This is a genomic window from Roseomonas sp. HF4 (assembly GCF_005222755.1).
Taxonomy (GTDB): domain Bacteria; phylum Pseudomonadota; class Alphaproteobacteria; order Acetobacterales; family Acetobacteraceae; genus Neoroseomonas.
Genome location: NZ_STGD01000006.1, coordinates 170,775 through 196,396 on the forward strand (window position 1 = coordinate 170,775; position 25,622 = coordinate 196,396).

Below are 25,622 nucleotides of genomic sequence, written 5' to 3' on the forward strand. Positions count from 1 at the left end.
GCAAGCCACGGAAACGGGCGGTTTCCGCCCGGCGCCTGAGGGCAGGGAAACGCGGATACCGGCGGTCGAAGCTTCGACCGCCGGTGTCAGGCGCGGCCCAGCCCCTGCCCGCCCAGCAGGCCGCCCGCGACGCCGCCCATCCCCATGGCCCGCCTGGCGAAGAACCGCTTCAGCTCCGGCATGCGGTCCACCGCCGCGATGCCGAGGCGGCGCGCGATCCGCAGCGGCGGCAGTCGGGACGTGAACAGCCGCTCCAGCACATGCGTGGCGCCCAGCATGACCAGGCTGTCCGGTCGCCGCGCCGCCTGGTAGCGCGCGAGCAGCGCGGCGCCCCCGGGGTCCTCGCCGGCGTTCACCGCCTCGATCACCATCTCGGCCAGCGCCGCCACGTCGCGGAAGCCGAGGTTGAGCCCCTGCCCCGCAATCGGGTGGATGCCGTGCGCCGCATCGCCCACCAGCGCCAGGCGCTCGGCCGTGTAGCGCGCGGCGTGCATGGCGCTCAGCGGATAGGACCAGCGCCGGCCGATCGGCCGCACGGCGCCGAGGTGGTCGCCCATCCGCGCCATGATCTGCCGCGCATAGGCCGCGTCGTCCATCGCGAGCGCCGCCCGCGCGACGGCGGTGCGCTCGGTCCAGACGATGGCGCTGACATGCGGGTGGCCGGGGATGCCGTTCATCGGCAGCTGCGCGAAGGGGCCATGCGGCAGGAACTGCTCGAGCGCCACGTTGTGGTGCGGCTTGTCGTGCGCGATCGCGCCGACCAGCCCCATGCAATGGTAGTCGAGCCGCGTGACCGGGATGCCGGCCTGGCGCCGCAGCGGGGAGTTGCGGCCCTCGGCGCCGACCAAGAGGCGCGCGTGGATGTCCTGGCCGGACGACAGGCGCACCGTCGCGCCCTCCGGCCCGCGTTCCACCCGCGCCTCGGCGGGCGCGAAGACCGAAAGGCCCGGCAGCGCGGGCAGGCGGGCGTTCAGCGCCACGCGCAGCGCGCGCGCCTCGACCATCCAGCCGAACGGGTCCTCCCCCACCTCCGCATGGTCGAAATGGAGCGAGAGAGGGGAAGCGCGCTCGCCCGGCCGGCCGTCGGCGACGCGAATGCCGAGGATCGGGCAGGGCGCCTCCGGCAGCCGGTCCCAGACCCCGGCGGCCGCGAGCAGGCGCTGCGAGGTCAGGGCGATGGCGTAGGCGCGGCCGTCGAATTCCGGCATCTCCATGGGCGGCAGCGGCGCGGCGTCGACCACGGCCGTGCGGACGCCGCCGGCGGCCAGTGCCGCGGCCAGGGTGGCGCCGACCGGGCCGGCGCCGATGATGCAGGTGTCGACCTCGAGGGGCATGCTCATGCCGCCAATCTAGGCGCACGGCGCCGCCGCGCCAGTATGCCCTCCGCTTAAGCATTTGCCCGAAATGAAGGCGTTTTCCATGGCGCGGCGCCGCGCGCGCGGCGGGCCGGGTGTGCGCCATGCCCGGTGCGGGCCGCCGCTGCCTCTGGCACGGCTCTTGGAAGCATCGAGGCGAGTTCGCCCAGGAGAGGATCGGTACCGGCCATGAAACTGGTGATGGCTGTCATCAAGCCCTTCAAGCTCGACGAGGTGCGCGAGGCGCTCACGCCCCTCGGCGTGCAGGGGCTGACGGTGACCGAGGTGAAGGGGTTCGGGCGGCAGAAAGGCCAGACCGAGATCTACCGCGGCGCCGAATACCATGTGAGCTTCCTGCCCAAGGTGAAGATCGAGGTCACCGTCCCCGACGAGTTGGCGGATGCGGTGGTCGAGGCGATCGCCACCACCGCCCGCACGGGCAAGATCGGCGACGGCAAGATCTTCGTGCTCGACGTGGAGCGCGCGCTGCGCATCCGCACGGGCGAGACCGACGGCTCCGCCCTGTGAGCCGCCCGACCATGACCGGAAAGGACCTGACGACAGTGAAGCGCATGATCGCGCGCTGCGGCCTCGCCGCGGCCACCCTCATGACGGCTGCGGCACCCGCCATGGCGCAGGACGCCAAGGTGGACACCGGCGACGCCGCCTGGATGCTCACCTCGACCGCCATCGTGCTCATGATGACGATCCCGGGCGTCGCGCTGTTCTACGCGGGCATGGTCCGCAAGAAGAACGTGCTCGCCACGATGATGCAGTCCTTCTTCATCTGCGGCCTGGTCTCGGTGCTGTGGATGGTGGCGGGCTATTCCATCGCCTTCGGCAACGGCGGTGCCTACTCGGCCTATGTCGGCGACTTCTCCCGCGTGCTGCTGAGCGGCCTGGCCGAGAACTGGGACAAGCCTTTCACCATGGGCACGGGCGACGCGACCGTCGCCTTCACCATCCCGGAGAGCCTGTTCGTGATGTTCCAGATGACCTTCGCGGTCATCACCGCCGCGCTGATCACCGGCGCCGTGGCGGACCGCATGAAGTTCTCGGCCCTGGTGTTCTTCATCAGCCTCTGGACTCTGCTGGTCTACAGCCCGGTCGCGCACTGGGTCTGGCATCCGTCGGGCTGGCTGTTCGTCGACGGTGCGCTCGACTTCGCGGGCGGCACGGTCGTGCACATCAACGCGGGCGTGGCCGGCCTGGTCGCGGCCATCGTGCTCGGCAAGCGCGTGGGCTACGGCACCGAGAACATGGCGCCGCACAACCTCGGTCTCGCGGTCATCGGCGCCTCGCTGCTGTGGGTGGGCTGGTTCGGCTTCAACGCCGGGTCGGCCGCCTCCTCGGGCGGCGGGCGCGCGGCGATGGCCATGCTGGTGACGCAGGTCGCCGCCGGCGGCGCCGTGCTGTCCTGGGTCCTTGCCGAATGGATGATCAAGGGCAAGCCGTCGGTGCTCGGCGCCATCTCGGGCGCGGTCGCGGGGCTTGTCGCCATCACGCCGGCGGCGGGCTTCGTGCTCCCGGGCTCGGCGCTCATCATCGGCGTCGCCGCGGGCCTCGCGGGCTATTGGGGGGCGACCGCGCTCAAGCACGCGCTCGGCTACGACGACAGCCTCGACGCCTTCGGCGTGCACGGCATCTGCGGCATCGTGGGCGCTCTGCTGGTGGGCTTCCTGGCCTATGGCCCGCTGTCGGCCACGGAAGCCTCGCCGGCCGGCACCTCGGGCTCGATGGAGCAGTTCATCAAGCAGTGCACGGCGGTCGGCGCGACAGTGGTCTTCACCGCGGTCGCGACCTTCATCCTGCTCAAGGTCACCGACCTGATCGTCGGGCTCCGCGTGAGCGAGGAGGAGGAGCGCGAGGGCCTCGACGTCACCATGCACGGCGAGCGCATCAACTGACCAACCCGGCCTTTCCGGTCGGCGGGTGGGCGCGGGGGGTAACCTCCGCGCCCGCTTTGTGTCCGAAGGCCGGTGCGGCCGGCACGCACGGCGCTGCGCCGTAGCGGGCCGTCCGGCAGGCCCCCCCCCGCCGGCGAAGTCCTGCCTCAGGCGTCCTGCGTGTCGAGCGCTGGCTCCAGCCGGTAGCCGCCGGCCTCCGTCACGAGCAGGCGGGCCTCGCCGGGGTTCGGCTCGATCTTCTGGCGCAGCCGGTAGATGTGCGTCTCGAGCGTATGGGTGGTGACGTTGCTGTTGTAGCCCCAGACGTCGTTCAGCAGCACGTTGCGCGGCACCGGCCGGCCGCCGGCGCGATAGAGGAACTTCAGGATCGCCGCCTCCTTCTCGGTCAGGCGGACGCGCTTGTTGCGCGCGGGGTCGTGCAGCTGCTTGGCGGCTGGGCGGAACAGGTAGGGGCCGACCTTGAAGACCGCGTCCTCGCTGCTGTCGTAGGCGCGCAGCTGGGCGCGCATGCGGGCCAGCAGCTCGTTCAGCCGGAACGGCTTGGCGATGTAGTCGTTGGCACCGGCGTCGAGGCCGCTGACGATGTCGCTCTCGCTATCCGAGCCGGTCAGCATGATGACGGGCATGCGCAGGCCAAGGCGGCGCAGCCGCGCGCAGAACTCGCGACCGTCGCCGTCCGGCAGCCGGATGTCGAGCAGCACGAGGTCGAAGCGCGCACCCTCGGCCATCAGCGCGGCGTCGGCCGCCGCGAGCGTCGGCGCCTCGACGGTCGCGAACTCGCCCTCCAGCGCCAGTTGCTCGGCGAGCGTCGCCGACAGGGCGGGATCGTCGTCCACGATCAGCACCGGGCGTGGACCGGTCATGCCTTCGATACCCCCATTCCGCGGCGACGCGCACGGCGCGACCGCCCAGGTTCCCCGCCAGAACGTATGACCGGTCGCGCCGCGAAGTGCCAGACGACAGCCACGCCGGATACGAACCTCGCGGGAGTGTGATTGACTTTTCGTGTATCTGGACGCGGCGTAGAATCCAACCACATGTAAGGCCGGCTTGGCATGCGCCCGGTCACATTGCTGCCCGCCGCGCGGGGGAACACGCGCCATGTCGAGGCCACATTCGCGGCGCGGCATGATCCGGAACATGGAACGCCAGACGATGACGCCTCCCGCCAACCTCGCCCCCGACACGACCGGCGCCGATGCCGCAGGGCGCGACGCCTGCGTGCTCGCGCTCCGTGGCGTGCACAGGGCCATGGCGGACCTGCGACGCGGCACGCCCGTGATCCTGCGCGGGCCGGATGGCTGCCTGGTCGTCGCCGCGGCCGAGACGGTCGGCGCCCAGGGGCTGGCCGACCTCGCGGGCGCGGCGCTGGCGGCGCCCGTGCTCGTGCTGGCGCCGGTGCGCGCGGCCGCCGTGCTGCACCGCCCGGTGCCCCATGCGTCCGAGGAGGAAGGCGCGGTCGCGCTTCGCCTGCCGCCCGCGCTGATGGCGCCCGAGGCGCTACGCAGCCTGGCCGACCCGGTGGCGGAGCGCCTGCTGCCCGAGGCGCCGGAGCGCGTGCCCGCGCCGGCGCTGGCGCAGGCCGGCATAGCGCTTGCCAAGCTCGGCCGGCTGCTGCCTGCGCTGGTTGCCGCCCCGGCGACCGAGGCCGCCGCCGCGCGGCTGTCGCTGCTCGGCGTGCCGGCGGCGGACGTGCTCGCCTACCCGGTCTCGGCCGCGACCTCCCTGACCCGCGTCGCCGAGGCGCGCGTGCCGCTCGAGGACGCGCCGGAGGCCCGGATCGTGGCCTTCCGGGCCGCCGATGGCGGCATCGAGCACCTGGCGATCCTGGTCGGCACCCCGGAGGCGACCGCCGCCGGCGGCGGCGCGCCGCTGGTGCGCGCCCATTCGGAATGCTTCACCGGGGACCTGCTCGGCTCGATGCGCTGCGATTGCGGGCCGCAGCTGCGTGGCGCGATCGCGCGCATGGCGCGCGACCCGGCTGGCGGCGTGCTGTTGTACCTGGCGCAGGAAGGCCGGGGGATCGGCCTCGTGAACAAGCTGCGCGCCTATACGCTGCAGGACCAGGGGCTCGACACGCTCGATGCCAACCGCGCGCTCGGCTACGGGGCGGACGAGCGGAACTTCCTGGTCGCGGCGACCATGCTGCGCGCCATCGGCGTGGGCCGGGTGCGGCTGCTCACCAACAACCCGGACAAGATCGCGGGGCTGTCCGCCTGCGGCATCGAGGTGCTGGGCCGCGAAGCGCATGCCTTCGACCCGAACGGCGTGAACGACGCCTACCTCAGGACCAAGGCCGCGCGCTTCGGCCACCTGCTGCCGGAAGCCTGACGCCGGCCGCCATGACCGGCACGGCGCACGTCACGCCCGACGGGCTGCTGCGCTTCCGCGGCGAGACGCTACGCTGCGCGCTCGGCCGCGGCGGTATCCGGGTGGACAAGCAGGAAAGGGATGGCGCCACGCCGGTCGGGCTGCTGCCACTCCGCCGCGTCCTCTGGCGCGCCGATCGCGGCCCGCGGCCGGCGACCGCCCTGCCGGTCGAGCCGATCGCCCCCGGGGATGGCTGGTGCGACGACCCCGTCCATGCCGACTACAACCGCGCCGTGCGCCTGCCCCACCCCGCCCGGCATGAGCGGCTGTGGCGGGAGGATGCGCTCTACGACGTGGTCGCGGTGCTCGGCTGGAACGACGCGCCGGTGGTTCGGGGCCGGGGCAGCGCGATCTTCCTGCATGTCGCGCGGCCGGACCTCGGGCCGACCGAGGGCTGCGTCGCGCTGCCGGAGGCTGAGCTACGGCGCCTGCTCGCGTCCGGGCTCTCGGCGATCGAGGTGCTCGCCTAGGCACCTCGAACCCGGGAGGGAACGGCGCTTTCCCCCGAGATCCCCCGTCGTCTTTGCGGCCCGGGGACCGACACCCGACGTCGGTTCCCAAAGGCTAAGGCTAAGGAAGGGAGGGGGTGCGGGGGAGGTTCTCCTCCCCCGGCCTTTTGCCGCCCATCCGGTGCCGAGACCGGGACGGTCGGCATGACCGGGCCTTGCGCCCCGCTGTGCCCCGCCCCGGGCCCGTCGCGACGGCCGCCCCCTCGTCGCGCGCCGCGAAACCGCCTAATCGGCCGCCATGAAGATCTGCGAGATCACGAACGTCGACTTCTCGCTCCGTCATTTCCTGCTTCCGGTGATGCAGGGCGCGCGGGCGCGCGGGCATGAGGTCGTCGGCGTCTCGGCTGAGGGCCCGCTGCTGGAGGTGCCGCGCGCCGAGGGCTTCCGGATCGAGACCGTGCCGATGGCGCGCAGCCTGAACCCGCTGGCACAGGCCCGCGCCTTGCGCGCGCTGGTCGGCCTGTTCCGGCGGGAGCGCTTCGACCTCGTGCACGCGCACATGCCGATCAGCGGCTTCCTGGCGCGCGCGGCGGCCAAGGCCGCGGGCGTGCCGCGCATCGCCTATACCTGCCACGGCTTCCTGTTCAATCAGCCCGGCCCCTGGTGGCGGCAGCACTTGTCGCTGCGGATGGAGCAGGTGGGCGGGCGGATGACCGACGTGTTCCTGACCGTCAGCGAGGAGGAGGCAGCCGATGCGCGGCGCCTCGGCATCCACCGGGCTGCGACCGCGGTGCTGAACGGCCGCGACCCGGCGCTGTACCATCCCGATGCCGCCGCCCGCGCCACCCTGCGCGCCGAGTTCGGCGCGGCGGAGGGCGATTGCGTGGTGGTCATGGTCTCCCGCCTCGTTCGCCACAAGGGCCATCCGGAACTGCTGCGCGCGATGGCGGCGACGCCGCCCAACGCTGTGCTCTGGGTGGTCGGCGAACGGCTGGCCTCCGACCACGGGGAGGACCTCGAACCGCATTTCGAGCGCGCCGCGGCGGTGCTTGGCCCGCGCCTCAGGCGCCTCGGCTACCGGCACGATGTCGCGCGCATCCTGGCGGCGGCGGATGTCTTCTGCCTGCCCTCCCATTTCGAGGGTCTGCCGATGAGCGTGATCGAGGCGATGATGACCGGCCTGCCCGTCGTCGCGACCGACATCCGCGGCCCGCGCGAACAGGTGGTGGACGGCGAGACCGGCTTCCTGGTGCCACCGATGGCCGATGCGCCGCTCGGCGCGGCGCTGGCACGGCTGGCGGCGGACCCGGCGCTGCGCGTGCGGATGGGCGCGGCCGGCCGGGCGCGGGCGCTGGACCGCTTCGACGAGGCGAAGGTGGTCGGGCGGACGCTGGACCTGCTCGGCCTGTAGGCACTCGCGCCGCGCGACCGGGCGCCTTGCTTCCGCCCCGAAGCGGAGGCATGCCGGCTCCATGCTCCGTTCCGTCCTGACCGTCGGCGCCTGGACCATGGCGAGCCGCGTGCTCGGCTTCGCGCGCGACATCCTGATCGCGTCCCGCCTCGGCGCCGGGCCGGTGGCGGATGCCTTCTTCGTCGCGCTCAAGCTGCCCAACCTGTTCCGCCGGCTGTTCGGGGAGGGCGCCTTCAACTCCGCCTTCGTCCCCGCCTTCGCCGGCGCCCTGGTGAAGGACGGGCGCGCCGCGGCGCAGGACCTGGCGGAACGGATGGGCACGCTGCTCGGGCTCTGGCTCGGCCTGCTCACGGTGGTCGGGCTGATCTTCATGCCGCAGGTGATCGGCGCGCTGGCGCCGGGCTTCGTGGCGAACCCGGACAAGTTCGCGCTGGCCGTGGACCTGACGCGCATCACCTTCGGCTACCTGCCGCTGATCTGCCTGACGGCGCTGGTCTCGGGCGTGCTGAACGCGCTCGACCGCTTTGCCGCCGCGGCCGCCGCGCCGGTCTTCTTCAACCTGTTGCTGATGTCGGCGCTGGTCGGGCTGTCCCCCTACGTGGCGACGCCCGGGCACGCGCTGGCCTGGGGGGTGCTGGCCTCGGGCTTCGTGCAACTCGGCCTGGTGTGGTGGGCGGCGCGGCGGGCGGGCATGGCGCTCGGCTTCCGCAAGCCCGCGCTGACGCCGCCGGTGGTCGCGGTGCTGCGGCGGATGGTGCCAGGGGTTCTCGGCGCCGGGGTCACGCAGATCAACCTGGCGGTCGACGTGATCATCGCGTCCCTGCTGCCGTCGGGGGCGGTGTCCTACCTCTATTATGCGGACCGCGTGGCGCAGCTGCCGCTCGGCGTGGTGGGGGCGGCGCTCGGCACCGCGCTGCTGCCGCTGCTGTCGCGCCAGCTGCGGTCGGGGCAGCGGCTCTCGGCGCATCGGAGCCTCAACCGCGGAGTGGAACTGGCGCTGTTGCTCGCGCTGCCGGCGGCGGCGGGGCTCGCGGCGGCGGCGGGGCCCATCATCGGCGCGCTGTTCCAGCGCGGCGCCTTCGGGGAGGCGGCGGCGGCGGCGAGTGCGGCGGCGCTGGTCGCCTATGCCTTCGGACTGCCGGCCTTCGTTCTGGTGAAGGTGTTCGCGCCCGGCTTCTTCGCGCGCGGGGACACGGCGACGCCCGTGAAGGTCGGGCTGTTCACGGTGGCGCTGAACCTCGGGCTGAACCTGCTGTTCATGGGGCCGCTCGGGCATGTGGGGGTGGCGCTGGCGACGGCCTGCGCGGCTTGGGTGAATGCGGGGCTGCTCGCCTGGCTGCTGGCGCGACGCGGGCACTACGTGCCGGACCGGCGGGCGCGGCGGGCGGTGCCGCGGATGCTGCTGGCGGCGGCGGCGATGGGGCTGGTGGTGGCCGCGCTCGCCTGGGCGCTGCCGGCGGTGGGCGATTCCGTCGGCCGCGCGCTCTCGGCGGCGCTGCTGGTCGGGGCGGGCGGCGCGGCCTTCCTCGGCATTGCCATGGCGCTCCGCGCTTTCGACCCGCGGGAGGTGGCGCGGATGCTGCGACGGCGCAAGCGCGCCGCCGGCACGACGCCTCCAGCCTGATGCAGATAGCGCGGGGCTTCGCCTTGTGCCGCGGTCGCGAACGTGGCCCGCCGGCAGTCCGGCGAAGCCAAGGCAATCGGGGGCTTCCGCCCTGCGTTTGATGGCGGGAAAAACCGAATACCAATGGTCGATGAATTCGACCGTTGGCGTGACAGGCGCCGCACCGCCGATCGCGGCCGGGTCCGGAGGCCGGACCTTCGCGAGGACGCGCCGCCCGGCGGGGCGGCTTCGGGATCCTGGCCCCTGGGCGCGAGTCCTGCTGCGGGCCGGTCGGTCTTCCCCGTCGGATGTCTCGATCGGACGCCGCATCGGCAGGATGCGGGCGCGGGCGCGGCCACGCGGCATCTGCGGAGGAGGATGGACGGCGGCCCGCGGCGGACGGCGCCGGCGGGCCGCAATTCCCGCGTGCGGGGCAGCGCTCCGACGCACGCAGATCACCCCACGATCGATACGATCACGCGCCTTGATGGAACATATGGGCGATCGCACGACTCCTGATTGCTTTATCTTTAGTAAATACTAGCGAGTTGGGGATTTTTTAAAGTATCCAAGGCGATTCTGCGAGTCAGAACGTGACATTCTGTCCGATAAGTATTAAATTTACTATGATGTGATCAAGCCGGCCGGCAACCCGGCCGCTTCCTCGCGTTGCCGTTCACCGCGCGCGGCCGCAAGTCGGGCGCGGCGGACGGGACCCAGGCAACAGGATCAGGCGTCATGTCCGGCACTTCAGGCAACGATCAGACGATCCTCGGCGCCCTCGCCGATGTCTATGTCGCGGGCGGCGGCGACGACAGCGTGCATGGCGGCGGCGGCAACGACACGCTGTTCGGCGGCACGGGCAGCGACACGCTCCGCGGCGAGACCGGCGACGACCGCCTGGTCGGCGGCGAAGGGGATGATTCGCTGGACGGCGGCGATGGCGCGGACCTGCTGCAGGGCGGCGCCGGCAACGACACGCTCAACGGCGGCGGCGGCGGCGACACGCTGGACGGCGGCCCCGGCGACGACCTCATGACCGGCACCAACTCGAACGACGTCTTCTATATCCGCACGCCGGGCGCGGGCAGCGACACGATCAACACCGGTGGCGGCAACGACACGCTGTTCGTCGAGGGCGTGACCGAGGGCGGCACGAAGGGCGTGAACGTCCCGAGCCTCAAGCTCGGCGACACGCTCGGCGGCGGCTGGGTCGTCATCGCCTCGGGGACCGCGAATTCCGGCGCCATCTCCAATGGCCAGGACACGATCTACTTCGACAACAGCCTCAACACGATCGCGCAGGGCAGCCTCTATCAGCCGCCGGACCCGGAGGAGCCCTGCTTCGCGACGGGCACGCTGATCGCGACCGCGCGCGGCGAGATCCCGGTCGAGGACCTGCGCGTCGGCGACCTGGTGCTGACCGCCCATGGCGGCGCTGCGCTGCAGCCCATCGTCTGGATCGGCCACAGCCGCGTCAACGTCGCGAAGCAGCGCAACCGCGCCGCCGTGGCGCCCATCCTGATCCGCGCCGGCGCGCTGGCGGATGGCGTGCCGCACCGCGACCTCCGCGTCTCTCCCGAGCACGCGATGTTCCTCGACGGCCGCCTGGTGCCGGCGAAGCACCTGGTGAACGGCACCACCATCGTGCAGGAACTCTGGTGCCCCGAGGTCACCTACTGGCATGTCGAGTTGCCCGCGCACGGGCTGCTGGTAGCCGAGGGCGCGATGTCGGAATCCTACTTCGACGACGGCAACCGCAAGAACTTCGACAACTACGGCATCACCACGCTGTTCAAGGACTTCGCAGCCGAACGCCACAACGGCCGCTACGCCGAGGCCGCCTGCTACCCGCTGCTGGAGGACGGCCCGCTGCTCGATCGCATCCGCGCGCGCATCGCAGCCCGCACGGAGCGGCGTGAGGCACGCCGATCCGCCTGACACGACATGCCGCGGGCCGCGCCCGCCCGCGGTGTTACGGATCAATTTTGGGACAGACCGCATGGAATTGAAATTTTCTTGTGCTACGCTCCGCTCTCGGCTACGTCAGTTGTGGGTTCGTATTTCGCGCCAGGGATAACATCCACGTGATCACCGTCGCGTCGCATCTGCAGGGGAGTGTGGGGGGTGGCATCTGTCGCGCCCTCGTCGCTGCCTGCGGCGCGGGCGCGGGCGGCCGGATCGCGCGGGCGCCGTCGCGGCGCCGCGGGGCGGTGTTCGCGCTGGCGCCTGTCGCGGCCTTCGCCGTAGCGACGCCAGACCCTTCGCCGGGTTCGCTGACCGGCCAGCAGGCGGATGACACCGGGCTTGCCGGCACCTGCCTGAGGCCGGCACCGCGCGCCAGGTCCGCGCGGCCCACCACGCGACGCCCGGGCGGCGCGCGCAGGCCCGCCGCCAAGGGCGGCCGGGGCCGAGGCGGCCGAGGACACCCACCAGGATCGATGACGCCGCGCTTCGGGCTGATGCCCGTGGCGTCGTTTGTCGTGCGCCGTCCGCGGGCCGAGAGGCCTGCGGCGGCACTTTGCGTTTCCACCACGTCCCGCGCCGCGTGCCCGGGCCAGACCTCGCGATAGGAGAGCACCATGTCCGGCACCAACAGTTCGGGGACCCCCAACAACGACACCACCGTCCTCGGCGCAGGGAACGACACGTTCCTGGGCCTCGAGGGCGATGACTTCATCGACGGCGCGGGCGGCAACGACGTGCTGTTCGGCAATGAGGGGAACGACACGCTCGTGGGCGGCACCGGCGTGAATCGCCTGGTCGGCGGCGACGGCAACGACAGCCTTGTCGGGGGCGCCGACGCGGACCTGCTGCAGGGCGGCGCCGGCAACGACGTCATCATTGCCGGGACCGGCGCGAACACCGTCGACGCCGGCGCCGGCGACGACTTGATCCAGGGCGGCAACGGCGCCGACGTCTACTTCCTCTCGACCGGCACGGGTCAGGACACCATCCAGACGGGCGGCGGCAACGACGACGTCTATGTCCAGGGCATGGACAGCACCCTGGGCGGTCCGACCGGCGTCGTCTGGGGCAGCCTGAAGACCGGCGACACGCTCGGCGGCGGGTGGGAAGTCGTCAAGGTCCAGGGCGGCGGCAACAGCGGCTACCTCTTCAACACCAACGGCACCGACACGGTCTCCTTCGACAACAGCCCGAACCGGATCATCAGTGGCGAATACTACGAACAGCCGCCCGACACCGAGCCCTGCTTCGCCACCGGCACCCTGATCGCGACCGCCCGCGGCGAGGTCGCGGTCGAGGATCTGCGCGTCGGCGACCTCGTGCTCGCCGCCCATGGCGGCGCCGCGCTGCAGCCCATCGTCTGGATCGGCCACAGCCGCGTCAACGTCGCGAAGCAGCGCAACCGCGCCGCCGTGGCGCCCATCCTGATCCGGGCCGGCGCGCTGGCGGATGGCGTGCCGCACCGCGACCTCCGCGTCTCTCCCGAGCACGCGATGTTCCTCGACGGCCGCCTGGTGCCGGTGAAGCACCTGGTGAACGGCACCACCATCGTGCAGGAACTCTGGTGCCCCGAGGTCACCTACTGGCATGTCGAGTTGCCCGCGCACGGGCTGCTGGTAGCCGAGGGCGCGATGTCGGAATCCTACTTCGACGACGGCAACCGCAAGAACTTCGACAACTACGGCATCACCACGCTGTTCAAGGACTTCGCAGCCGAACGCCACAACGGCCGCTACGCCGAGGCCGCCTGCTATCCGCTGCTGGAGGACGGACCGCTGCTCGAGCGCGTCCGCGCGCGCATCGCGGCGCGGGCGATGGGCACCGGCACCGGGGAAGGACGCCGCGCCCGGGCCGTCTGACCCGGTCGCAACAAAGGCGGCGGGCGCGCAACACGGGCGCGCCCGCCCCTTCATCCGGAGCCGTGCAGTGCACGGGACAAGACCGTTTCATCGATAGCCCTAATGAATCATTGAAATCATTCGCCCTGCCGATGTAGTTCGCGTGGGGTCCGCGGGACACGCTGACTTCCGTCACGTGCGCTGCGGTCATTCCTGCGCGGCCGCCAGGCACCAGCCTCGGCCCAGGTCTAGTGGCGCACCGGGGGAACGTGGCTGATGACGACGAAATCGATCACGCTGAACGATGTCGACCCGGATCCCTTGGTCGTTCCCGGCGGCACGGCCACGGTCACCTTCAACTACACAGGCAACTACACCGGAACCGTCGAGATCCTCGCGACGCCGGTCGGCGGCGGCACGCCGGTCGTCGTCGGTTCGGTCACGGTCAGCCAGTCGAGCGGCAACAACACCTATGTCCGGACCATCGACCTCGATACCTCGTCGCTGGATCCGAATGTCGACTACATCTTCACGGCGACCGGCGGCGGGGTCACGAGCAATTCCGTCGGCCCGCAGGACATCGCTCCCTGCTTCGCGACGGGCACGCTGATCGCGACCGCGCGCGGCGAGGTCGCGGTCGAGGATCTCCGCGTCGGCGACCTGGTGCTGACCGCCCATGGCGGCGCCGCGCTGCAGCCCATCGTCTGGATCGGCCACAGCCGCGCCAACGTCGCGAAGCAGCGCAACCGCGCCGCCATCGCGCCGGTCCTGATCAAGGCCGGCGCCCTGGCCGACGGCGTGCCGCACCGCGACCTCCGTGTCTCGCCCGACCACGCCATGTTCCTCGACGGCCGCCTCGTTCCCGCGCGGCACCTGGTGAACGGCACCACCATCGTACAGGAACTCTGGTGCCCCGAGGTCACCTACTGGCATGTCGAGCTGCCCGCGCACGGACTGCTGGTAGCCGAGGGCGCGGTGTCGGAATCCTACTTCGACGACGGCAACCGCAAGCACTTCGACAACTACGGCATCACCACGCTGTTCAAGGACTTCGCGGCCGAACGCCACAACGGCCGCTATGCCGAGGCCGCCTGCTATCCGCTGCTGGAGGACGGTCCGCTGCTCGAGCGCATCCGCGCGCGCATCGCAGCCCTCACGGAGCGTGCCGCCGAGCTTCGCTCAGCCTAGCGCGGGGCCGGATCGGCGCCGGCGGCAGGCATGAGCGGGGGAGGCTGAACCCTCCCCCGCCCGGTTTCAGTCGATGCTGAGGTTGAGCCGCGCGACCATGCGGCGCTCGTACACCGCCCTCTCGCGCGCAAAGGCCGTGTAGTCGGCCGGGCCGAGATACTCGTTCGGCATGTCGTGCTGCGCCATGTAGGCCTGCACGCGCGGGTGGTTCTGCGTCTTGCGGAAGGCCTGGTGCAGGATTTCCGTGATCTCCGGGTCCATGCCCTTCGGGCCGGCGATGCCGTAGGGCGAGGTCACCACCATCTCGTAGCCGAGTTCGGTCAGCGTCGGCGCGGCCGGGAAGGCGCGCAGCCGGTCGCGCGTCCAGACCGCCAGCAGGCGCAGCTGCCCCGCCTCGACGTTCGGGGCCCAGGAATTGGCGTTGGCGATGACGTTGAGCTGGCCGGACAGCATGGCCGTGATGTTCTCGGTCGCGCCGCGATAGGGCACGTGCAGCATCTGCACGCCCTCCTTCTCGCACAGTTCCTCCATCGCCAGGTGGTTCGTGGTGGCGACGCCCGAGGTGCCGTAGGTCAGCCGCCCGGGCTGCGCGCGCGCCGCCGCCCACATCTCGGCCAGCGTGTTCCACCCGGAATCCGGCCGCACCACGATGCCGAAGACGAAGCCCGTCTGCTGCATCACGTAGGTGAAGTCGCCCACCGGGTCCCAGCTCGGCTGCCGCGTCAGGAAGGGGTGGCGGATCACCGAGAGGTGATGGTGCGCGATGGTGTAGCCGTCCGGCCGCGTCTGGCTGATGAGCTGCCGCGCGGCCAGCGTGCCGCGCGCGCCGGGCCGGTTCTCGATGACCAGCGACTGGCCGGTGTCCTGCTGGAACAGCTCCGCCTGGATGCGGATGAAGCCGTCCAGGATGCCCCCCGGCGCCCAGGGGATCATGAACTTCACCGGGCGGTTGGGGAACCGCCCCTGGCCGAGCGCGGGGCGCGCGAGCGCGGCCCCGGCGGCCACCAGCAACGCGCCGCGGCGGGCTATGCGTGTCATCGCAGCGTCTCCGTCAGCCGATGCTCAGGTTGAGCCGGCGGATCATCGCCTGCTCGTAGGCCGCGCGGTCCCGGATGAACTGCGCGTAGTCGGCCGTGTTCCGGTATTCCAGCGGCATGTCGTAGTTGCCCCGCACCCGCCGGTTCTCCTCGGAATCCAGCGCCTCCTTGAAGGCGTCATGCAGCGTCCGCACGACCCCCGCATCCATCCCCTTCGGTCCCATCACGCCATAGGGGGAGGTGACGACCATGTCGTAGCCGAGCTCCTTCAGCGTCGGCACCTCGGGGAAGCGCGACGCACGTTCGGGCGACCAGACCGACAGCAGGCGCATCCGCCCCGCCTCGACCATCGGCGCCCAGGTGGAGGCATCGGCGATGCAGTCGACCTGCCCGCCCAGCACGGCGGTCACGCCCTCGTTGGCGCCGCGGAAGGGGACGTGGGTGAGTTCCATGCCTTCCTTGGCCGAGAGCTCCTCCATCGCCAGGTGGTTCGTGGTGGCGATGCCGCTGGTCGCGAAGGTGACGCGGCCGGGGTTGCGCTTGGCGTTGTCGATGAAGTCCCGCCAGGTGCGGATGGGGCTGTCGGCGCGCACCGCCACGCCGAACAGCCAGCCGCAGAGGCCGATGATCGGGGTGAAATCCTCGACCGGGTCCCATTGCGCGTTGCGCACCAGGTAGGCGCGGCGGATGACCGAAAGGTGCATCTGCCCGAGCGTGTAGCCGTCCGGCCGCGCTTCCCGCGCCAGGTACGGCGCATGCAGCGTGCCGCCGGCGCCCGGCCGGTTCTCGATCACGATGGGCTGGCCGAGGCGGCGCGTCGCGATTTCCGCCATCGAGCGCAACTGGCTATCCGCGCTGCCGCCCGGCGGCCAGGGGATGATGAAGCGGATCGGCCGGTCGGGGTAGCGACCCTGGGCGCGCGCCAGGCCGGGCGCGGCAAGGGTGGCGACGCCGGCGGCGAGCAGCGCGCGGCGCGGGGCGGACGGGTTCGGGAAATCCCGGTCGGGCATCGGTCGTCATCCTCCTGAGGGCGGCGCGTCTGGCGGCGCCTGCCCGGCTGCGCAGCCTGCCCGTGCGCCCGGCGTCCTTCAACCGTTTCCGCGGGCGCCGGCGCGGACCGGGGCGGAGGCTGCCGCGCGGCGCACCTTGACAGGGGGGGCCGGTTGGTTTTCGTCCGCCCTGCCCAGGTCTCAAGGATTGCCGCCGCCATGCCCGACAGTTTCGACGTCATCGTGATCGGCGCCGGCCCCGGCGGCTATGTCTGCGCCATCCGCGCGGCGCAGCTCGGCATGAATGTCGCCTGCGTCGAGATGCGGGAGACGCTGGGCGGCACCTGCCTCAACATCGGCTGCATCCCCTCCAAGGCGCTGCTGCAATCCTCGGAACTGTATGAGGAAGCCGCGCACAAATTCGCCGACCACGGCATCGGCGTCGGTGGGCTCAGCCTCGACCTCGCGAAGATGCAGGCGCGCAAGGCCGAGGTGGTCGGCGCCAACGTCAAGGGCGTCGAGTTCCTGTTCAAGAAGAACAAGGTCACCTGGCTGAAGGGCGAGGGGCGGATCACCGCCCCCGGCACCGTGCAGGTCAGCGGCACCGACTACGCCGCGAAGCACATCGTCATCGCAACCGGCAGCGAGAGCACGCCGCTCCGCGGCGTCGAGGTCGACGAGACGCGCATCGTCACCTCCACCGGCGCGCTCGAGCTCGCCGCCGTGCCGAAGCACCTGGTCGTGATCGGCGGCGGCGTCATCGGGCTCGAGATGGGCAGCGTCTGGCGCCGCCTCGGCGCGCAGGTGACGGTGATCGAGTTCCTCGACGGCATCCTGCCCGGCATGGACGGGGAGGTGCGCAAGCAGTTCGAGCGCATCCTGACGAAGCAGGGGATGACGTTCCGCCTGAAGTCGAAGGTCACGGGCGCCAGGGTCGACGAGGCCGGCGTGACGCTGGCGGTCGAGCCCGCCGCCGGCGGCGCGGCGGAGGAGATCCGCGCCGATGTCGTGCTGCTCGCGATCGGGCGGCGCCCGTACCTCGCGGGCCTCGGGCTCGAGGCGGTGAGCGTGGCGCTGGACGAGCGCGGCCGCGTCAGGACCGACGCGCATTTCGCCACCAGCGTCCCCGGCATCTACGCGATCGGCGACGCCATCGCCGGCCCCATGCTCGCCCACAAGGCCGAGGACGAGGGCTACGCGCTGGCCGAGATGCTCTCCGGCCAGAAGCCGCACATCAACTACGATGCCATCCCGGGCGTGGTCTACACGTGGCCCGAGGTCGCCGCGGTGGGCGCGACCGAGGAGCAGCTGAAGCAGGCCGGCACCGCCTACAAGGTCGGAAAATTTCCCTTCATGGCGAATGGCCGCGCGCGCGCCATGGGCGAGATCGACGGCTTCGTGAAGGTGCTGGCCGACAAGGCGACCGACCGCGTGCTGGGTGCGCACATCATCGGCCCCGACGCCGGCACGCTGATCGCCGAGATCGCGATGGCGATCGAGTTCGGCGCCTCGGCCGAGGACATCGCCCGCATCAGCCACGCCCACCCTTCGCTGAACGAGGCGGTGAAGGAGGCGGCGATGGCCGCCTGGAGCAAGCCGCTGCACATCTGACGGACCGTTCCGGACAGCGCCGGCCCGGCGGTTGCAGCGGCGGGCACCGCGGGCCATCTCCGCGCCATGGTCATCCTGCGCCCCTCCCTCACCCGCAAGGCCACCGGCTGGTCTCTGATCGTGCTCGGCGTCCTCGGCGTCGTGCTGCCCTTCCTGCAGGGCTTCCTGTTCCTGGCCCTGGGCGTCTTCGTGCTGCGCGACCAGCACATCTGGGCGGCGCGGCGCTGGGGCTGGGTCGCCGGGCGCTGGCCGCAGCACGTGGCGAAGGTTGAGGAGATGGAGGCCAGCCTCGGCCGCCGGCTCGCCGGGGCGCGCGAACGCCTCCGTCGCCTGGTCAGCCGCGCCTGACGACCCTGGCCCGCGCGGCGCCGCGGGCGTAAGGCTCCGCCATGCATCGCCTCTGGCTTTTCCTCGGCGCCGTCGCCGGCCTTCTCGCAGTCGGGCTCTCGGCCTGGGCCGCGCACGGCACGCCCGCCGGCTTCGACGGACTCCAGCGCCGCGCCATCGACAGCGCGCTGATGATCCAGGGCTGGCATGCCGCCGTGCTGCTCGTGGCCGGGCTGATGGCCGAGCGCGGCCGGCGGATCGCCCACCTGGCCGGGGCCGCCTTCGCGCTCGGCACCGCCATGTTCTGCGGCGCCGTCTGGTGGGGGAGCCTCGGCGGCGCCTCCCTCGGACCCTTGGCGCCCATGGGCGGGATGCTGCTCATGGCGGGCTGGGCGCTGCTCGCGGCCGCGGCCCTGAAGCGGTGATCCGCAGCGCCTACCTAGCCGCCGAGGGCTTCGAGGCGGACCTGGCCGAGGACCTCCGCCGCGCCGGGGCACGCCTCGCGGCCTGGCACGGGCGGCTCGCGTTCTCCCCCGACCCGCCGGTGCCCGCGCCTTGGTCGCTCGACACCTGGACCGACCCGCGCGAGATCGCGGTCCCCTCGGTCAAGGCCGGCGCCGACGCGCTGCGCGCGATCCAGCGCAACTGGGCGCACTACCCGCTGCTGCACCATCGCCGGTCCGCCCTGCTGGCCGAACGCCTGCCGCCGGTGAAGGCCCGCCCCCTGGTCTTCCCGGAACCCGCGCCAGCCGGCCATCTCGGCGCCTGGACGCTGCTCGCGCCGGACCGGATGCTGGCGAGCCCGGCCAAGACCAGCCCCTTCGTGAACGGCGAGGTCCGCTTCGCAGAGGACCGCGAAGGCCCGCCATCCCGCGCCTACCTGAAGCTGTGGGAGGCGCTGACGCGTGCCGGCCGGCATCCGGGCCCGGGGGAGACCTGCCTCGACCTCGGCGCGTCGCCCGGCGGGTGGACCTGGGCGCTGGCGCGGCTCGGCGCGCGCGTCACGGCGGTGGACAAGGCGCCGCTCGACCCGGCGGTCGCGGCCATGCCCGGCGTTTCCTGCCGGCAGGAGAGCGCCTTCGGCCTCGACCCCCGGCAGGAAGTGCCGGTCGACTGGCTGTTCTCGGACATCATCTGCTACCCGGCACGCCTGCTGGCACTGGTGCAGCGCTGGATGGCGGCGGGGGCGGCGCGGAACTTCGTCTGCACCCTGAAATTCCAGGGCGAGACCGACCACGACACCGCGGCGGACTTTGCGGCGCTGCCGGGGGCGCAGGTTTTCCATGGGTTCCACAACAAGCACGAGCTGACCTTCGTGCGGTTGGCGTGAGGCGGGGGGAGAAGGGAACTTCTCCCCCCGCACCGTCCAGGACCGGCGCCAAGTGCCAGAGAAGGGAGGGGGCTCGAGGGAGGTTCCCCTCCCCCGACCTGCATCTGGCACGCCGCCTGCAACGCCTCCTCCGCGCCAGGACGGCGCCGCCCGGAGGATCCGGGCGCCTCGCACGACGGAGGTCGCAGCCATGCAGGTCATCCCGGACAGGTCCCTCACCGCCCCCCAGGCCATCCGCGAGTTCCGCATGCAGAGCAGGCACGATGCCGCTCGGCTCCAGGCTGCCGGCGGCGGACAGGACTTCGCCGCCACGCTGCAAGGATTGCAGCAGCGCCCCGCCAACATGGCCGGGCCCGGGACACCCACGGGCAATACGCTCGCGCACCTGCTCCAGCGGCTGGACACCGACCAGGATGGACGGATCACGCCGCTGGAGCTCGGGGCTTCTTCCCCCACCCAGCAGCCTCCTGCGGCAGCGCGCATCGGCTGATCCGCGCCGCGGGGGTTCCGCCGCGCACCGCCGCGCCCTACCTTCCCGGGACATGGATGCGACCCCGCCTGCCCAGGGCATGCTGGCCGGCCGCGCGGGCGCCGGGCGCGTGGCCCGCCGCTTCCTGGCCGGGGCGATGTCCGACCGCGTCGCGCTCACCTCGGCGGGCTGCGCCTTCTACGCCATGCTCGCGCTGTTCCCCTCGATCTTCCTGCTGGTGCTGGTCTACGGCCTGGCCTTCGATGCCGCCTCGGTCGAACCGCAGCTCGAGGTGCTGGGGGAACTGGTGCCCGAGGAGACCTTCGCGCTGATCTCGGACCGGCTGAAGGAGCTGGTCGCTCACCCCAAGCCCCGGCTGGAATGGGGCGCGATCCTGTCGGGCGGCATCGCGCTGTGGTCGGCCTCGGCCGGGACGCGGGCGATGATCCGCGCACTCAACATGTCGCATGGCGAGCCCGAGACGCGGCACTTCCTGCACTTCCACCTGCTGGCGCTCGGCATCACGCTGTCGATCACGCTGGCGGCGACGCTCGCCATCGCCTCGCTGGTCGCGCTGCCGGGGGTGGTCGCGCTGTTCGGCCTGCCGGCGCCGCAGGCCTGGGCGCTGCGCGGCATGTCCATGGGCGCGCTGCTGCTGCTGGTCTTCTTGGGCCTCGTGGTGCTGTATCGGCTCGGGCCCTCGGGGCGGCATCCGGGGCTGCTCTGGACCCTGCCGGGGGCATTTGTGGCCACGCTGCTCTGGGCGGCGGCGTCCGCGGCCTTCTCGCTCTATGTGTCGCACTTCGCGGGCTACGACCTGATGTATGGGCCGCTCGGCGCCACGGTCGGCCTGCTGATGTGGTTCTGGGTCAGCGTCTACGTCGTGCTGCTGGGATCGGAGCTGAACGTCGCGCTGATGCGGGGGGCCGCCTCGACGGACGGCTGAGGCGCGGGCAGGATCGCGGGCGGAGGAGACGCCCATGCCGATGCCGGTCATCCGCGAGGTCCGCGTGCGCGCGGTCGACGCGCCGCTCGACCCGCCGCTGCGCAACAGCCTCAACACCATCGGGCGCGCGCCGCTCGTGGTGGTCGACATCGCGACAACCGACGGCGTGGCGGGGACCGCCTATGTCTTCCCCTACACGCCCGCGGCGCTCGGCCCGACGGCCGCGCTGGCGCGCAGCCTGGGCGCGGGCCTGGTCGGCCGGCCGCTGGCGCCCGCGACGCTCTGGCGGGAGGCGCAGGACGCCGGCCGGCTGCTCGGCACCGAGGGGCTGGTGCAGATCGCGCTCGCCGCGCTCGACATGGCGGCCTGGGACGCGCTGGCGATGCGCGCGGGCCTGCCGCTCTGCGTCCTGCTCGGCGCGGAGCCGCGGCCGGTGCCGATCTATGCCTCGCTCCGCGGCTGGGGGGCCGCGATGCTGGCCGAGGAGGCGGGGCGCGCCGTCACCACGCTCGGTGCCCGCGCGGTGAAGTTCAAGGTGGGGCAGGCGCGGCTGGAGGACGACCTCGACACCGTGCGCGCCGTCCGCGCCGCCGTCGGGCCGGACGTCGCGATCATGGTCGACTACAATCAGGCGCTGAGCCTAACCGAGGCCGAGCGCCGCGGCCGCGCGCTCGAGGCGCTGGACGTCCGGTGGCTCGAGGAACCGCTGCCCGTGCAGGACGATGCGGGGCTGGCGGAACTCGCGCGCCGCCTGGCGCTGCCGATCCAGGGCGGCGAGAACTGGTGGGGGCCGGCCGCGATGCACAAGGCGCTGATGGCGGGCGCGGTCGACCTCTGCATGCCGGATGCGATGAAGATCGGCGGCGTGACGGGCTGGATGCGCGCCGCCGCCATGGCCGCGGCGCATCGCGTGCCGATGTCGTCGCACCTGTTCGTCGAAGCCAGCGTCCACCTGCTGAACGCGACGCCGACGGCGCACCTGCTGGAGCACCTCGACATCGCGGCGCCGCTGCTGGCCGAGCCCATCGCGGTGAAGGACGGGATGGCGCTGGTGCCGGACCGGCCGGGCATGGGTATCCTGTGGGATGAGGCGGCGCTCGCGGCGCATGCCGCGGATGTGTGAGGGGAAGACCGGAATGCGCGCAGCCTTCGTCGATGCCAACGCCTCCCTCGCCGAGGTGATGCGCCGCCTGCACCGGCCGGGCGACCTGCCGGTCGCGATCCACGAGGACCCCGACATCACCCCCGACGCGCTGCCCGCGCTGCTGGCCGGCGTCGAGATCGCCATCGACGACCACACCCATTTCCCGGTCGAGGTCGTGAAGCGCTGCCCCGACCTGAAGCACATCGTCTTCCTCGGCACCGGCGCGCGGTCCTACATGGACCCCGAGGCGCTGGAAGCGGAGTGCGGCGTCCGCGTCCACATCATCAAGGGCTACGGCGACACCGCGGTGGCCGAGATGGCCTTCGCCCTGATGTGGGCGGCGGCCCGCGGCATCGGGGCCATGCACCACGGCATCACGGGCGGCGGCTGGCCACGCACGGACGGGATGCAGCTGACGGGCAAGACCGCGGGCATCGTCGGCTTCGGCGGCATCGGGGCCGAGATGGCGCGGCTCTGCGCCGGCGCGGGCATGAAGGTGCTGGCCTGGAACCGGACGCCGAAGGCGCATCCGGGCGTGACCTTCACCGACCTCGACACGCTGCTGGCCGAAAGCCACGTCGTCAGCCTGCACCTGCTGCTGAACGACGAGACGCGCGGGTTCCTGAACGCGGAACGCCTCGCGAAGATACGTCCCGGCGCGCTGTTCGTGAACACGGCCCGCGGCGCCATCGTGGACGAGGCCGCGCTGACCGAGGCGCTGCGGTCGGGCCGCATCGGCGCCGCCGGCCTCGACGTGTTCGTCGAGGAACCGCTGCCCGCGGGCCATCCGCTCGCCGCGCTGCCGAACGTCACGCTGACCTCCCATTCCGCCTTCCGCACGCCGGAGGCGACGGACAACCTGATCGAGGCCTCGCTCGAACACTGCCGGCGGATCCTGGCGACCGGCGCGTGACCTTCGCCGACCCGCGGGACGGCGACCTCGAGGACGACGCATCCAGCACCACGCGGCATTCGCTGCTCGGCCACGCGACGCACATGCTGCTCGAGATCAGCCTGCCGAAGCTGGCGCTGGCGGCGACGCTGCTGCTGCTGGTGCCGGCGCTGCTGCTCGGCGCCGCGCCCAAGGCCGCGGTCTGGTTCGCCGACGAAGTCTGGCACCGGGTAGCGGGCTTCGGGGTGGTGCTGGCGGCGCTGGCCTTCGCGGCCATCCTCGGCGCCGTCGGCTGGCGCTGGGGTCGGGTTCTGTTCCGCACGGTCGAGCGGAACTTCTGGGCGCTGAATGCGGGCCTCGTGCAGCCGCTCTACACCGCGCTGCGGGAAGTCGCGCGGCTGCTGCTGGAACGCGCGGCACCCGGCCGCCCGCTCCGGGCTGTGCGGCGGGACGCCGGGCTCGCCGCCGGCGCGTCGATCGCACTGCTGGCGGCGCTGGTCGCCTACGCCACGGGGCCCCTGCCGACGCTGCGCGTGGCGGAGGTGACGACCGCCGGCCTCATGGGCGCGCTGTCCGATGCGCTCGGCAACGGCATCTGGGTCGTGGCCGTCTACCTGATGGTGGGCGCGCCCGCCTGGTCCATCGCCGAGGCCATCGCCGGCACGCCCGAGGACCTTGGCCCGCTGCCGGCCGGGGGCGTCGCGGCGTGGCGCGTGGCGCACCTGTCCGACATCCACACCGTCGGCGACCGCTTCGGCTTCCGCCTGGAATCGGGGCGCGACGGGCCGCGCGGCAACGACCGGCTGCACCGCCTGTTCCGGCTGCTGGCGGCCGAGGATGCGACGCACCCGCTCGACTGGATACTGATCACGGGCGACATCACCGATGCCGGCCGGAACGCGGAATTCATCGCCTTCGAGGATGCGCTCGACGCCCATCCGACGCTCCGCGACCGCGTGCTGATCCTGCCCGGCAACCACGACGTGAACATCGTGGACCGCGCCAATCCGGCGCGGCTCGAACTGCCGATCGCGCCGGGCGGGTCGCTCCGGCGGCTGCGGATGCTGGCGGCGACGGCACGGCTGCAGGGCGACCGCGTGCGGCTGGTGGACCGCGGGACGCGCCGCGCCGGCCCGACGCTCGCGGCCTGGCTTGCGGCGGACGGGCGAGGCGAGGCGCTCGCGCGCTTCATAGATGCGGGCGGGGTGCGGGCCGGCTTCGCCGCGCGGCGGATGTGGAACGATGCCTTCCCGATGCTGGTGCCGCCCGGCACGCCGGACGGGCTCGGGGTCGTGTTGCTCGACACGAATGCCGAGACGCATTTCTCCTTCACCAACGCCCTCGGCCTGGTGGGGATGGACCAGCTGCGCGCCGCGGAGACGGCGATGGCCGAGTGGCCCGCCGCGCGCTGGCTGATCGGGCTGCATCATCACCTGGTGGAATACCCGCGTCCTGGCGCGACGCTGGCCGACCGGATCGGCACGGCCCTGGTGAACGGCCACTGGGTGCTGCAACGCCTGCGCCGAATCGCGCCGCGCGCGGTGGTGCTGCACGGGCACCGTCATGTGGACTGGATGGGGTCCTGCGGGGGGCTGCGTATCCTCTCAGCACCTTCGCCGGTGATGGGCGCGGGCGATGCGGAGGACCGGCATTGCTGGCTGCACGCCCTGGCGCCGGCGCCAAATGGCGGCCTTGCGCTGCTGGCGCCGCGGCGGCTCGCCATTCCGGGCGAGTCGGTGGCCTGATTCCGGGCGAAGCGTGGATGGGGCGTCCCGCGCGGATCGGGGCGGCGAATTGAAAATCCCCGGTACCGGCGTTAGCTCCGGGACGGGTGATCGGTTCCGCGGGATGCTTCCCGAAGGGACCGGCGCCGATCAGGATGCGTCCGGCGCGGGCGTGGCGGAATAGGCAGACGCAGCGGACTTAAAATCCGCTTCTGGCAACAGAGTGTCGGTTCGAGCCCGACCGCCCGCACCAGGCCGCCCGCCTCAGCGCGTGGCGCCGGCCGCCGCGACAGCCTCCGGCTCGTCCTCCTGCTCCTGTTCGGCCAGCGCTGCGCGATCGGCCGGGCAGGATGCGGCGCGGCGCTGCAGGTAGGCGCTCCGGTGCAGGGCGTAGGAATCGAGCGCCGCCGCCTCGATCGCGCCCAGGTCGGCATGCACCTCGACATAGCCTGCGAACAGGTCGCCGGCGCGCCAGCCGGCCACCAGCTCCGTCCCCAGGGCCTGCGCCAGCGCCGCATGGGTCGCGATGGTGGCGCCGGCATCGCGCAGAGTCGAAGGGCCCAGCACCGGCAGCACCAGGAACGGCCCGCTCGGCACGCCCCAGCTGCACAGCGCATCCGTCATGGCGAAGGGCCGCCGCGGGAAGCCGAGGCCGGTCGCGGCATCCTGCGCGCCGCCGAGACCGAGCGTCGTGTTGATCCCGAAGCGCAGCATGGCGTTCGCGGCGATGCCGAGTTGCCCGGCCGCAAGGCCGCTCAGCGCCGAGACCGGTTCGCCGAGATTGGCCAGCGCATTGCCGATGCCGCGGCGTACGCCGGGCGGCGTCACCGCCACATAGGCCTCCGCCGCCGGCGTCAGCACCCAGGACTGCATGACGCGGTTGAGGGCATGGACGCGGCGGTTCAGCGGCTCCAGCGGATCAGGCGCCGCCTGGACCGGCACCGCCGCCAGCATGAGAAAAAGCCCGAGGGCGGCGCCGAGGGCGCCTTGGATCCGGCCTTGCATCCGATCCGACCTTCCGTTCGCGGATGCCGTCCCGGGCCGGGTTTTGCGGCGCGGGAGCC

The 25,622-nt window shown here is 72.3% G+C and carries 23 protein-coding genes and 1 tRNA gene; 19 read left to right on the plus strand and 5 right to left on the minus strand.

Features of this window, described 5'->3' with window-relative positions; genetic code table 11:
• Nucleotides 1-86 precede the first annotated feature (86 nt).
• Nucleotides 87-1,340: a UbiH/UbiF/VisC/COQ6 family ubiquinone biosynthesis hydroxylase gene (locus E8M80_RS11540; RefSeq protein ID WP_137125842.1), complete on the minus strand. Its 1,254-nt coding sequence runs from the start codon at nt 1,338-1,340 to the stop codon at nt 87-89.
• Nucleotides 1,341-1,544: 204 nt separating this feature from the next.
• Between E8M80_RS11540 and E8M80_RS11545 the strand changes: the two genes are divergently transcribed.
• Together E8M80_RS11545 and E8M80_RS11550 are read left to right on the plus strand one after the other, a co-directional pair.
• Nucleotides 1,545-1,883: a P-II family nitrogen regulator gene (locus E8M80_RS11545; RefSeq protein WP_137125843.1), complete on the plus strand. Its 339-nt coding sequence runs from the start codon at nt 1,545-1,547 to the stop codon at nt 1,881-1,883.
• An 11-nt stretch (nt 1,884-1,894) separates the two neighbouring features.
• Nucleotides 1,895-3,262, plus strand: a complete 1,368-nt coding sequence (locus tag E8M80_RS11550; protein ID WP_370287368.1) for an ammonium transporter — start codon at nt 1,895-1,897, stop codon at nt 3,260-3,262.
• 146 nt (nt 3,263-3,408) lie between these two features.
• Here the strand turns inward: E8M80_RS11550 and E8M80_RS11555 are convergent, their stop codons facing one another.
• Nucleotides 3,409-4,125, minus strand: coding sequence for a response regulator transcription factor (locus tag E8M80_RS11555; protein WP_137125844.1), 717 nt, complete (start codon nt 4,123-4,125; stop codon nt 3,409-3,411).
• A gap of 277 nt (nt 4,126-4,402) precedes the next feature.
• Here E8M80_RS11555 and E8M80_RS11560 point away from each other — a divergent pair, with 277 nt between their 5' ends.
• The 7 genes from E8M80_RS11560 to E8M80_RS11590 all read left to right on the plus strand — a co-directional run bounded on the left by E8M80_RS11560 (nt 4,403) and on the right by E8M80_RS11590 (nt 14,089).
• Complete coding sequence (locus tag E8M80_RS11560; RefSeq protein WP_370287369.1) at nt 4,403-5,593, plus strand: GTP cyclohydrolase II; 1,191 nt, start codon at nt 4,403-4,405, stop codon at nt 5,591-5,593.
• An 11-nt stretch (nt 5,594-5,604) separates the two neighbouring features.
• Nucleotides 5,605-6,102, plus strand: a complete 498-nt coding sequence (locus E8M80_RS11565; protein WP_137125845.1) for a L,D-transpeptidase — start codon at nt 5,605-5,607, stop codon at nt 6,100-6,102.
• Nucleotides 6,103-6,379: 277 nt separating this feature from the next.
• Complete coding sequence (locus tag E8M80_RS11570; protein ID WP_137125846.1) at nt 6,380-7,492, plus strand: glycosyltransferase family 4 protein; 1,113 nt, start codon at nt 6,380-6,382, stop codon at nt 7,490-7,492.
• Between the two features lie 61 nt (nt 7,493-7,553).
• Nucleotides 7,554-9,116 (plus strand): murein biosynthesis integral membrane protein MurJ, encoded by a 1,563-nt coding sequence (murJ, locus tag E8M80_RS11575; protein WP_137125847.1) that lies wholly within the window; start codon nt 7,554-7,556, stop codon nt 9,114-9,116.
• 717 nt (nt 9,117-9,833) lie between these two features.
• Complete coding sequence (locus E8M80_RS26945) at nt 9,834-11,036, plus strand: Hint domain-containing protein (protein WP_137125848.1); 1,203 nt, start codon at nt 9,834-9,836, stop codon at nt 11,034-11,036.
• A 641-nt stretch (nt 11,037-11,677) separates the two neighbouring features.
• Nucleotides 11,678-12,922, plus strand: coding sequence for a Hint domain-containing protein (locus E8M80_RS11585; protein WP_137125849.1), 1,245 nt, complete (start codon nt 11,678-11,680; stop codon nt 12,920-12,922).
• A gap of 255 nt (nt 12,923-13,177) precedes the next feature.
• A complete protein-coding gene (locus E8M80_RS11590) occupies nt 13,178-14,089 on the plus strand; it encodes a Hint domain-containing protein (RefSeq protein ID WP_137125850.1) in 912 nt (303 codons plus the stop codon).
• A 66-nt stretch (nt 14,090-14,155) separates the two neighbouring features.
• On the opposite strand, the gene E8M80_RS11595 is transcribed toward E8M80_RS11590, so the two are convergent.
• A complete protein-coding gene (locus tag E8M80_RS11595) occupies nt 14,156-15,127 on the minus strand; it encodes a tripartite tricarboxylate transporter substrate binding protein (RefSeq protein WP_137125851.1) in 972 nt (323 codons plus the stop codon).
• A 13-nt stretch (nt 15,128-15,140) separates the two neighbouring features.
• Nucleotides 15,141-16,136: a tripartite tricarboxylate transporter substrate binding protein gene (locus E8M80_RS11600; protein WP_137125852.1), complete on the minus strand. Its 996-nt coding sequence runs from the start codon at nt 16,134-16,136 to the stop codon at nt 15,141-15,143.
• 198 nt (nt 16,137-16,334) lie between these two features.
• Between E8M80_RS11600 and lpdA the strand changes: the two genes are divergently transcribed.
• The 10 genes from lpdA to E8M80_RS11645 all read left to right on the plus strand — a co-directional run bounded on the left by lpdA (nt 16,335) and on the right by E8M80_RS11645 (nt 24,811).
• A complete protein-coding gene (lpdA, locus tag E8M80_RS11605) occupies nt 16,335-17,726 on the plus strand; it encodes a dihydrolipoyl dehydrogenase (RefSeq protein ID WP_137125853.1) in 1,392 nt (463 codons plus the stop codon).
• Nucleotides 17,727-17,792: 66 nt separating this feature from the next.
• Nucleotides 17,793-18,074 (plus strand): PGPGW domain-containing protein, encoded by a 282-nt coding sequence (locus tag E8M80_RS11610; RefSeq protein ID WP_137125854.1) that lies wholly within the window; start codon nt 17,793-17,795, stop codon nt 18,072-18,074.
• A 41-nt stretch (nt 18,075-18,115) separates the two neighbouring features.
• Entirely contained in the window at nt 18,116-18,478 is a 363-nt protein-coding gene (locus E8M80_RS11615) for a DUF423 domain-containing protein (protein WP_137125855.1), read from the plus strand.
• A complete protein-coding gene (locus tag E8M80_RS11620; protein ID WP_137125856.1) occupies nt 18,475-19,383 on the plus strand; it encodes an SAM-dependent methyltransferase in 909 nt (302 codons plus the stop codon). Before E8M80_RS11615 ends, E8M80_RS11620 begins: the two co-directional genes overlap by 4 nt.
• A gap of 190 nt (nt 19,384-19,573) precedes the next feature.
• A complete protein-coding gene (locus E8M80_RS25915; RefSeq protein WP_170979348.1) occupies nt 19,574-19,873 on the plus strand; it encodes a hypothetical protein in 300 nt (99 codons plus the stop codon).
• A gap of 52 nt (nt 19,874-19,925) precedes the next feature.
• Entirely contained in the window at nt 19,926-20,798 is an 873-nt protein-coding gene (locus tag E8M80_RS11625) for a YihY/virulence factor BrkB family protein (protein ID WP_170979349.1), read from the plus strand.
• A 34-nt stretch (nt 20,799-20,832) separates the two neighbouring features.
• Complete coding sequence (locus tag E8M80_RS11630; protein WP_137125858.1) at nt 20,833-21,921, plus strand: enolase C-terminal domain-like protein; 1,089 nt, start codon at nt 20,833-20,835, stop codon at nt 21,919-21,921.
• A 13-nt stretch (nt 21,922-21,934) separates the two neighbouring features.
• Entirely contained in the window at nt 21,935-22,855 is a 921-nt protein-coding gene (locus tag E8M80_RS11635; RefSeq protein ID WP_137125859.1) for an NAD(P)-dependent oxidoreductase, read from the plus strand.
• On the plus strand, nt 22,852-24,579 hold the full coding sequence (locus tag E8M80_RS11640) for a metallophosphoesterase (protein WP_206035621.1): 1,728 nt from the start codon (nt 22,852-22,854) through the stop codon (nt 24,577-24,579). Before E8M80_RS11635 ends, E8M80_RS11640 begins: the two co-directional genes overlap by 4 nt.
• 145 nt (nt 24,580-24,724) lie before the next feature.
• Nucleotides 24,725-24,811, plus strand: a tRNA-Leu gene (locus E8M80_RS11645).
• Between the two features lie 11 nt (nt 24,812-24,822).
• Here E8M80_RS11645 and E8M80_RS11650 read toward each other — a convergent pair.
• On the minus strand, nt 24,823-25,563 hold the full coding sequence (locus E8M80_RS11650; RefSeq protein WP_170979350.1) for a VacJ family lipoprotein: 741 nt from the start codon (nt 25,561-25,563) through the stop codon (nt 24,823-24,825).
• Nucleotides 25,564-25,622: the final 59 nt, after the last annotated feature.

Excerpts from the sequence above, each read along its gene's own strand:
- E8M80_RS11550 (WP_370287368.1), top strand. The coding sequence starts at position 1,895 with ATGACCGGAAAGGACCTGACGACAGTGAAGCGCATGATCGCGCGCTGC.
- E8M80_RS11555 (WP_137125844.1), bottom strand. The coding sequence starts at position 4,125 with ATGACCGGTCCACGCCCGGTGCTGATCGTGGACGACGATCCCGCCCTG.
- E8M80_RS11615 (WP_137125855.1), top strand. The coding sequence starts at position 18,116 with ATGCATCGCCTCTGGCTTTTCCTCGGCGCCGTCGCCGGCCTTCTCGCA.
- E8M80_RS11585 (WP_137125849.1), top strand. The coding sequence starts at position 11,678 with ATGTCCGGCACCAACAGTTCGGGGACCCCCAACAACGACACCACCGTC.
- E8M80_RS11565 (WP_137125845.1), top strand. The coding sequence starts at position 5,605 with ATGACCGGCACGGCGCACGTCACGCCCGACGGGCTGCTGCGCTTCCGC.
- E8M80_RS26945 (WP_137125848.1), top strand. The coding sequence starts at position 9,834 with ATGTCCGGCACTTCAGGCAACGATCAGACGATCCTCGGCGCCCTCGCC.
- E8M80_RS11600 (WP_137125852.1), bottom strand. The coding sequence starts at position 16,136 with ATGCCCGACCGGGATTTCCCGAACCCGTCCGCCCCGCGCCGCGCGCTG.
- murJ (WP_137125847.1), top strand. The coding sequence starts at position 7,554 with ATGCTCCGTTCCGTCCTGACCGTCGGCGCCTGGACCATGGCGAGCCGC.
- E8M80_RS11540 (WP_137125842.1), bottom strand. The coding sequence starts at position 1,340 with ATGAGCATGCCCCTCGAGGTCGACACCTGCATCATCGGCGCCGGCCCG.
- E8M80_RS11610 (WP_137125854.1), top strand. The coding sequence starts at position 17,793 with ATGGTCATCCTGCGCCCCTCCCTCACCCGCAAGGCCACCGGCTGGTCT.
- E8M80_RS11595 (WP_137125851.1), bottom strand. The coding sequence starts at position 15,127 with ATGACACGCATAGCCCGCCGCGGCGCGTTGCTGGTGGCCGCCGGGGCC.
- E8M80_RS11570 (WP_137125846.1), top strand. The coding sequence starts at position 6,380 with ATGAAGATCTGCGAGATCACGAACGTCGACTTCTCGCTCCGTCATTTC.
- lpdA (WP_137125853.1), top strand. The coding sequence starts at position 16,335 with ATGCCCGACAGTTTCGACGTCATCGTGATCGGCGCCGGCCCCGGCGGC.
- E8M80_RS11650 (WP_170979350.1), bottom strand. The coding sequence starts at position 25,563 with ATGCAAGGCCGGATCCAAGGCGCCCTCGGCGCCGCCCTCGGGCTTTTT.
- E8M80_RS25915 (WP_170979348.1), top strand. The coding sequence starts at position 19,574 with ATGCAGGTCATCCCGGACAGGTCCCTCACCGCCCCCCAGGCCATCCGC.
- E8M80_RS11545 (WP_137125843.1), top strand. The coding sequence starts at position 1,545 with ATGAAACTGGTGATGGCTGTCATCAAGCCCTTCAAGCTCGACGAGGTG.
- E8M80_RS11635 (WP_137125859.1), top strand. The coding sequence starts at position 21,935 with ATGCGCGCAGCCTTCGTCGATGCCAACGCCTCCCTCGCCGAGGTGATG.
- E8M80_RS11625 (WP_170979349.1), top strand. The coding sequence starts at position 19,926 with ATGGATGCGACCCCGCCTGCCCAGGGCATGCTGGCCGGCCGCGCGGGC.
- E8M80_RS11630 (WP_137125858.1), top strand. The coding sequence starts at position 20,833 with ATGCCGATGCCGGTCATCCGCGAGGTCCGCGTGCGCGCGGTCGACGCG.
- E8M80_RS11560 (WP_370287369.1), top strand. The coding sequence starts at position 4,403 with ATGGAACGCCAGACGATGACGCCTCCCGCCAACCTCGCCCCCGACACG.
- E8M80_RS11590 (WP_137125850.1), top strand. The coding sequence starts at position 13,178 with ATGACGACGAAATCGATCACGCTGAACGATGTCGACCCGGATCCCTTG.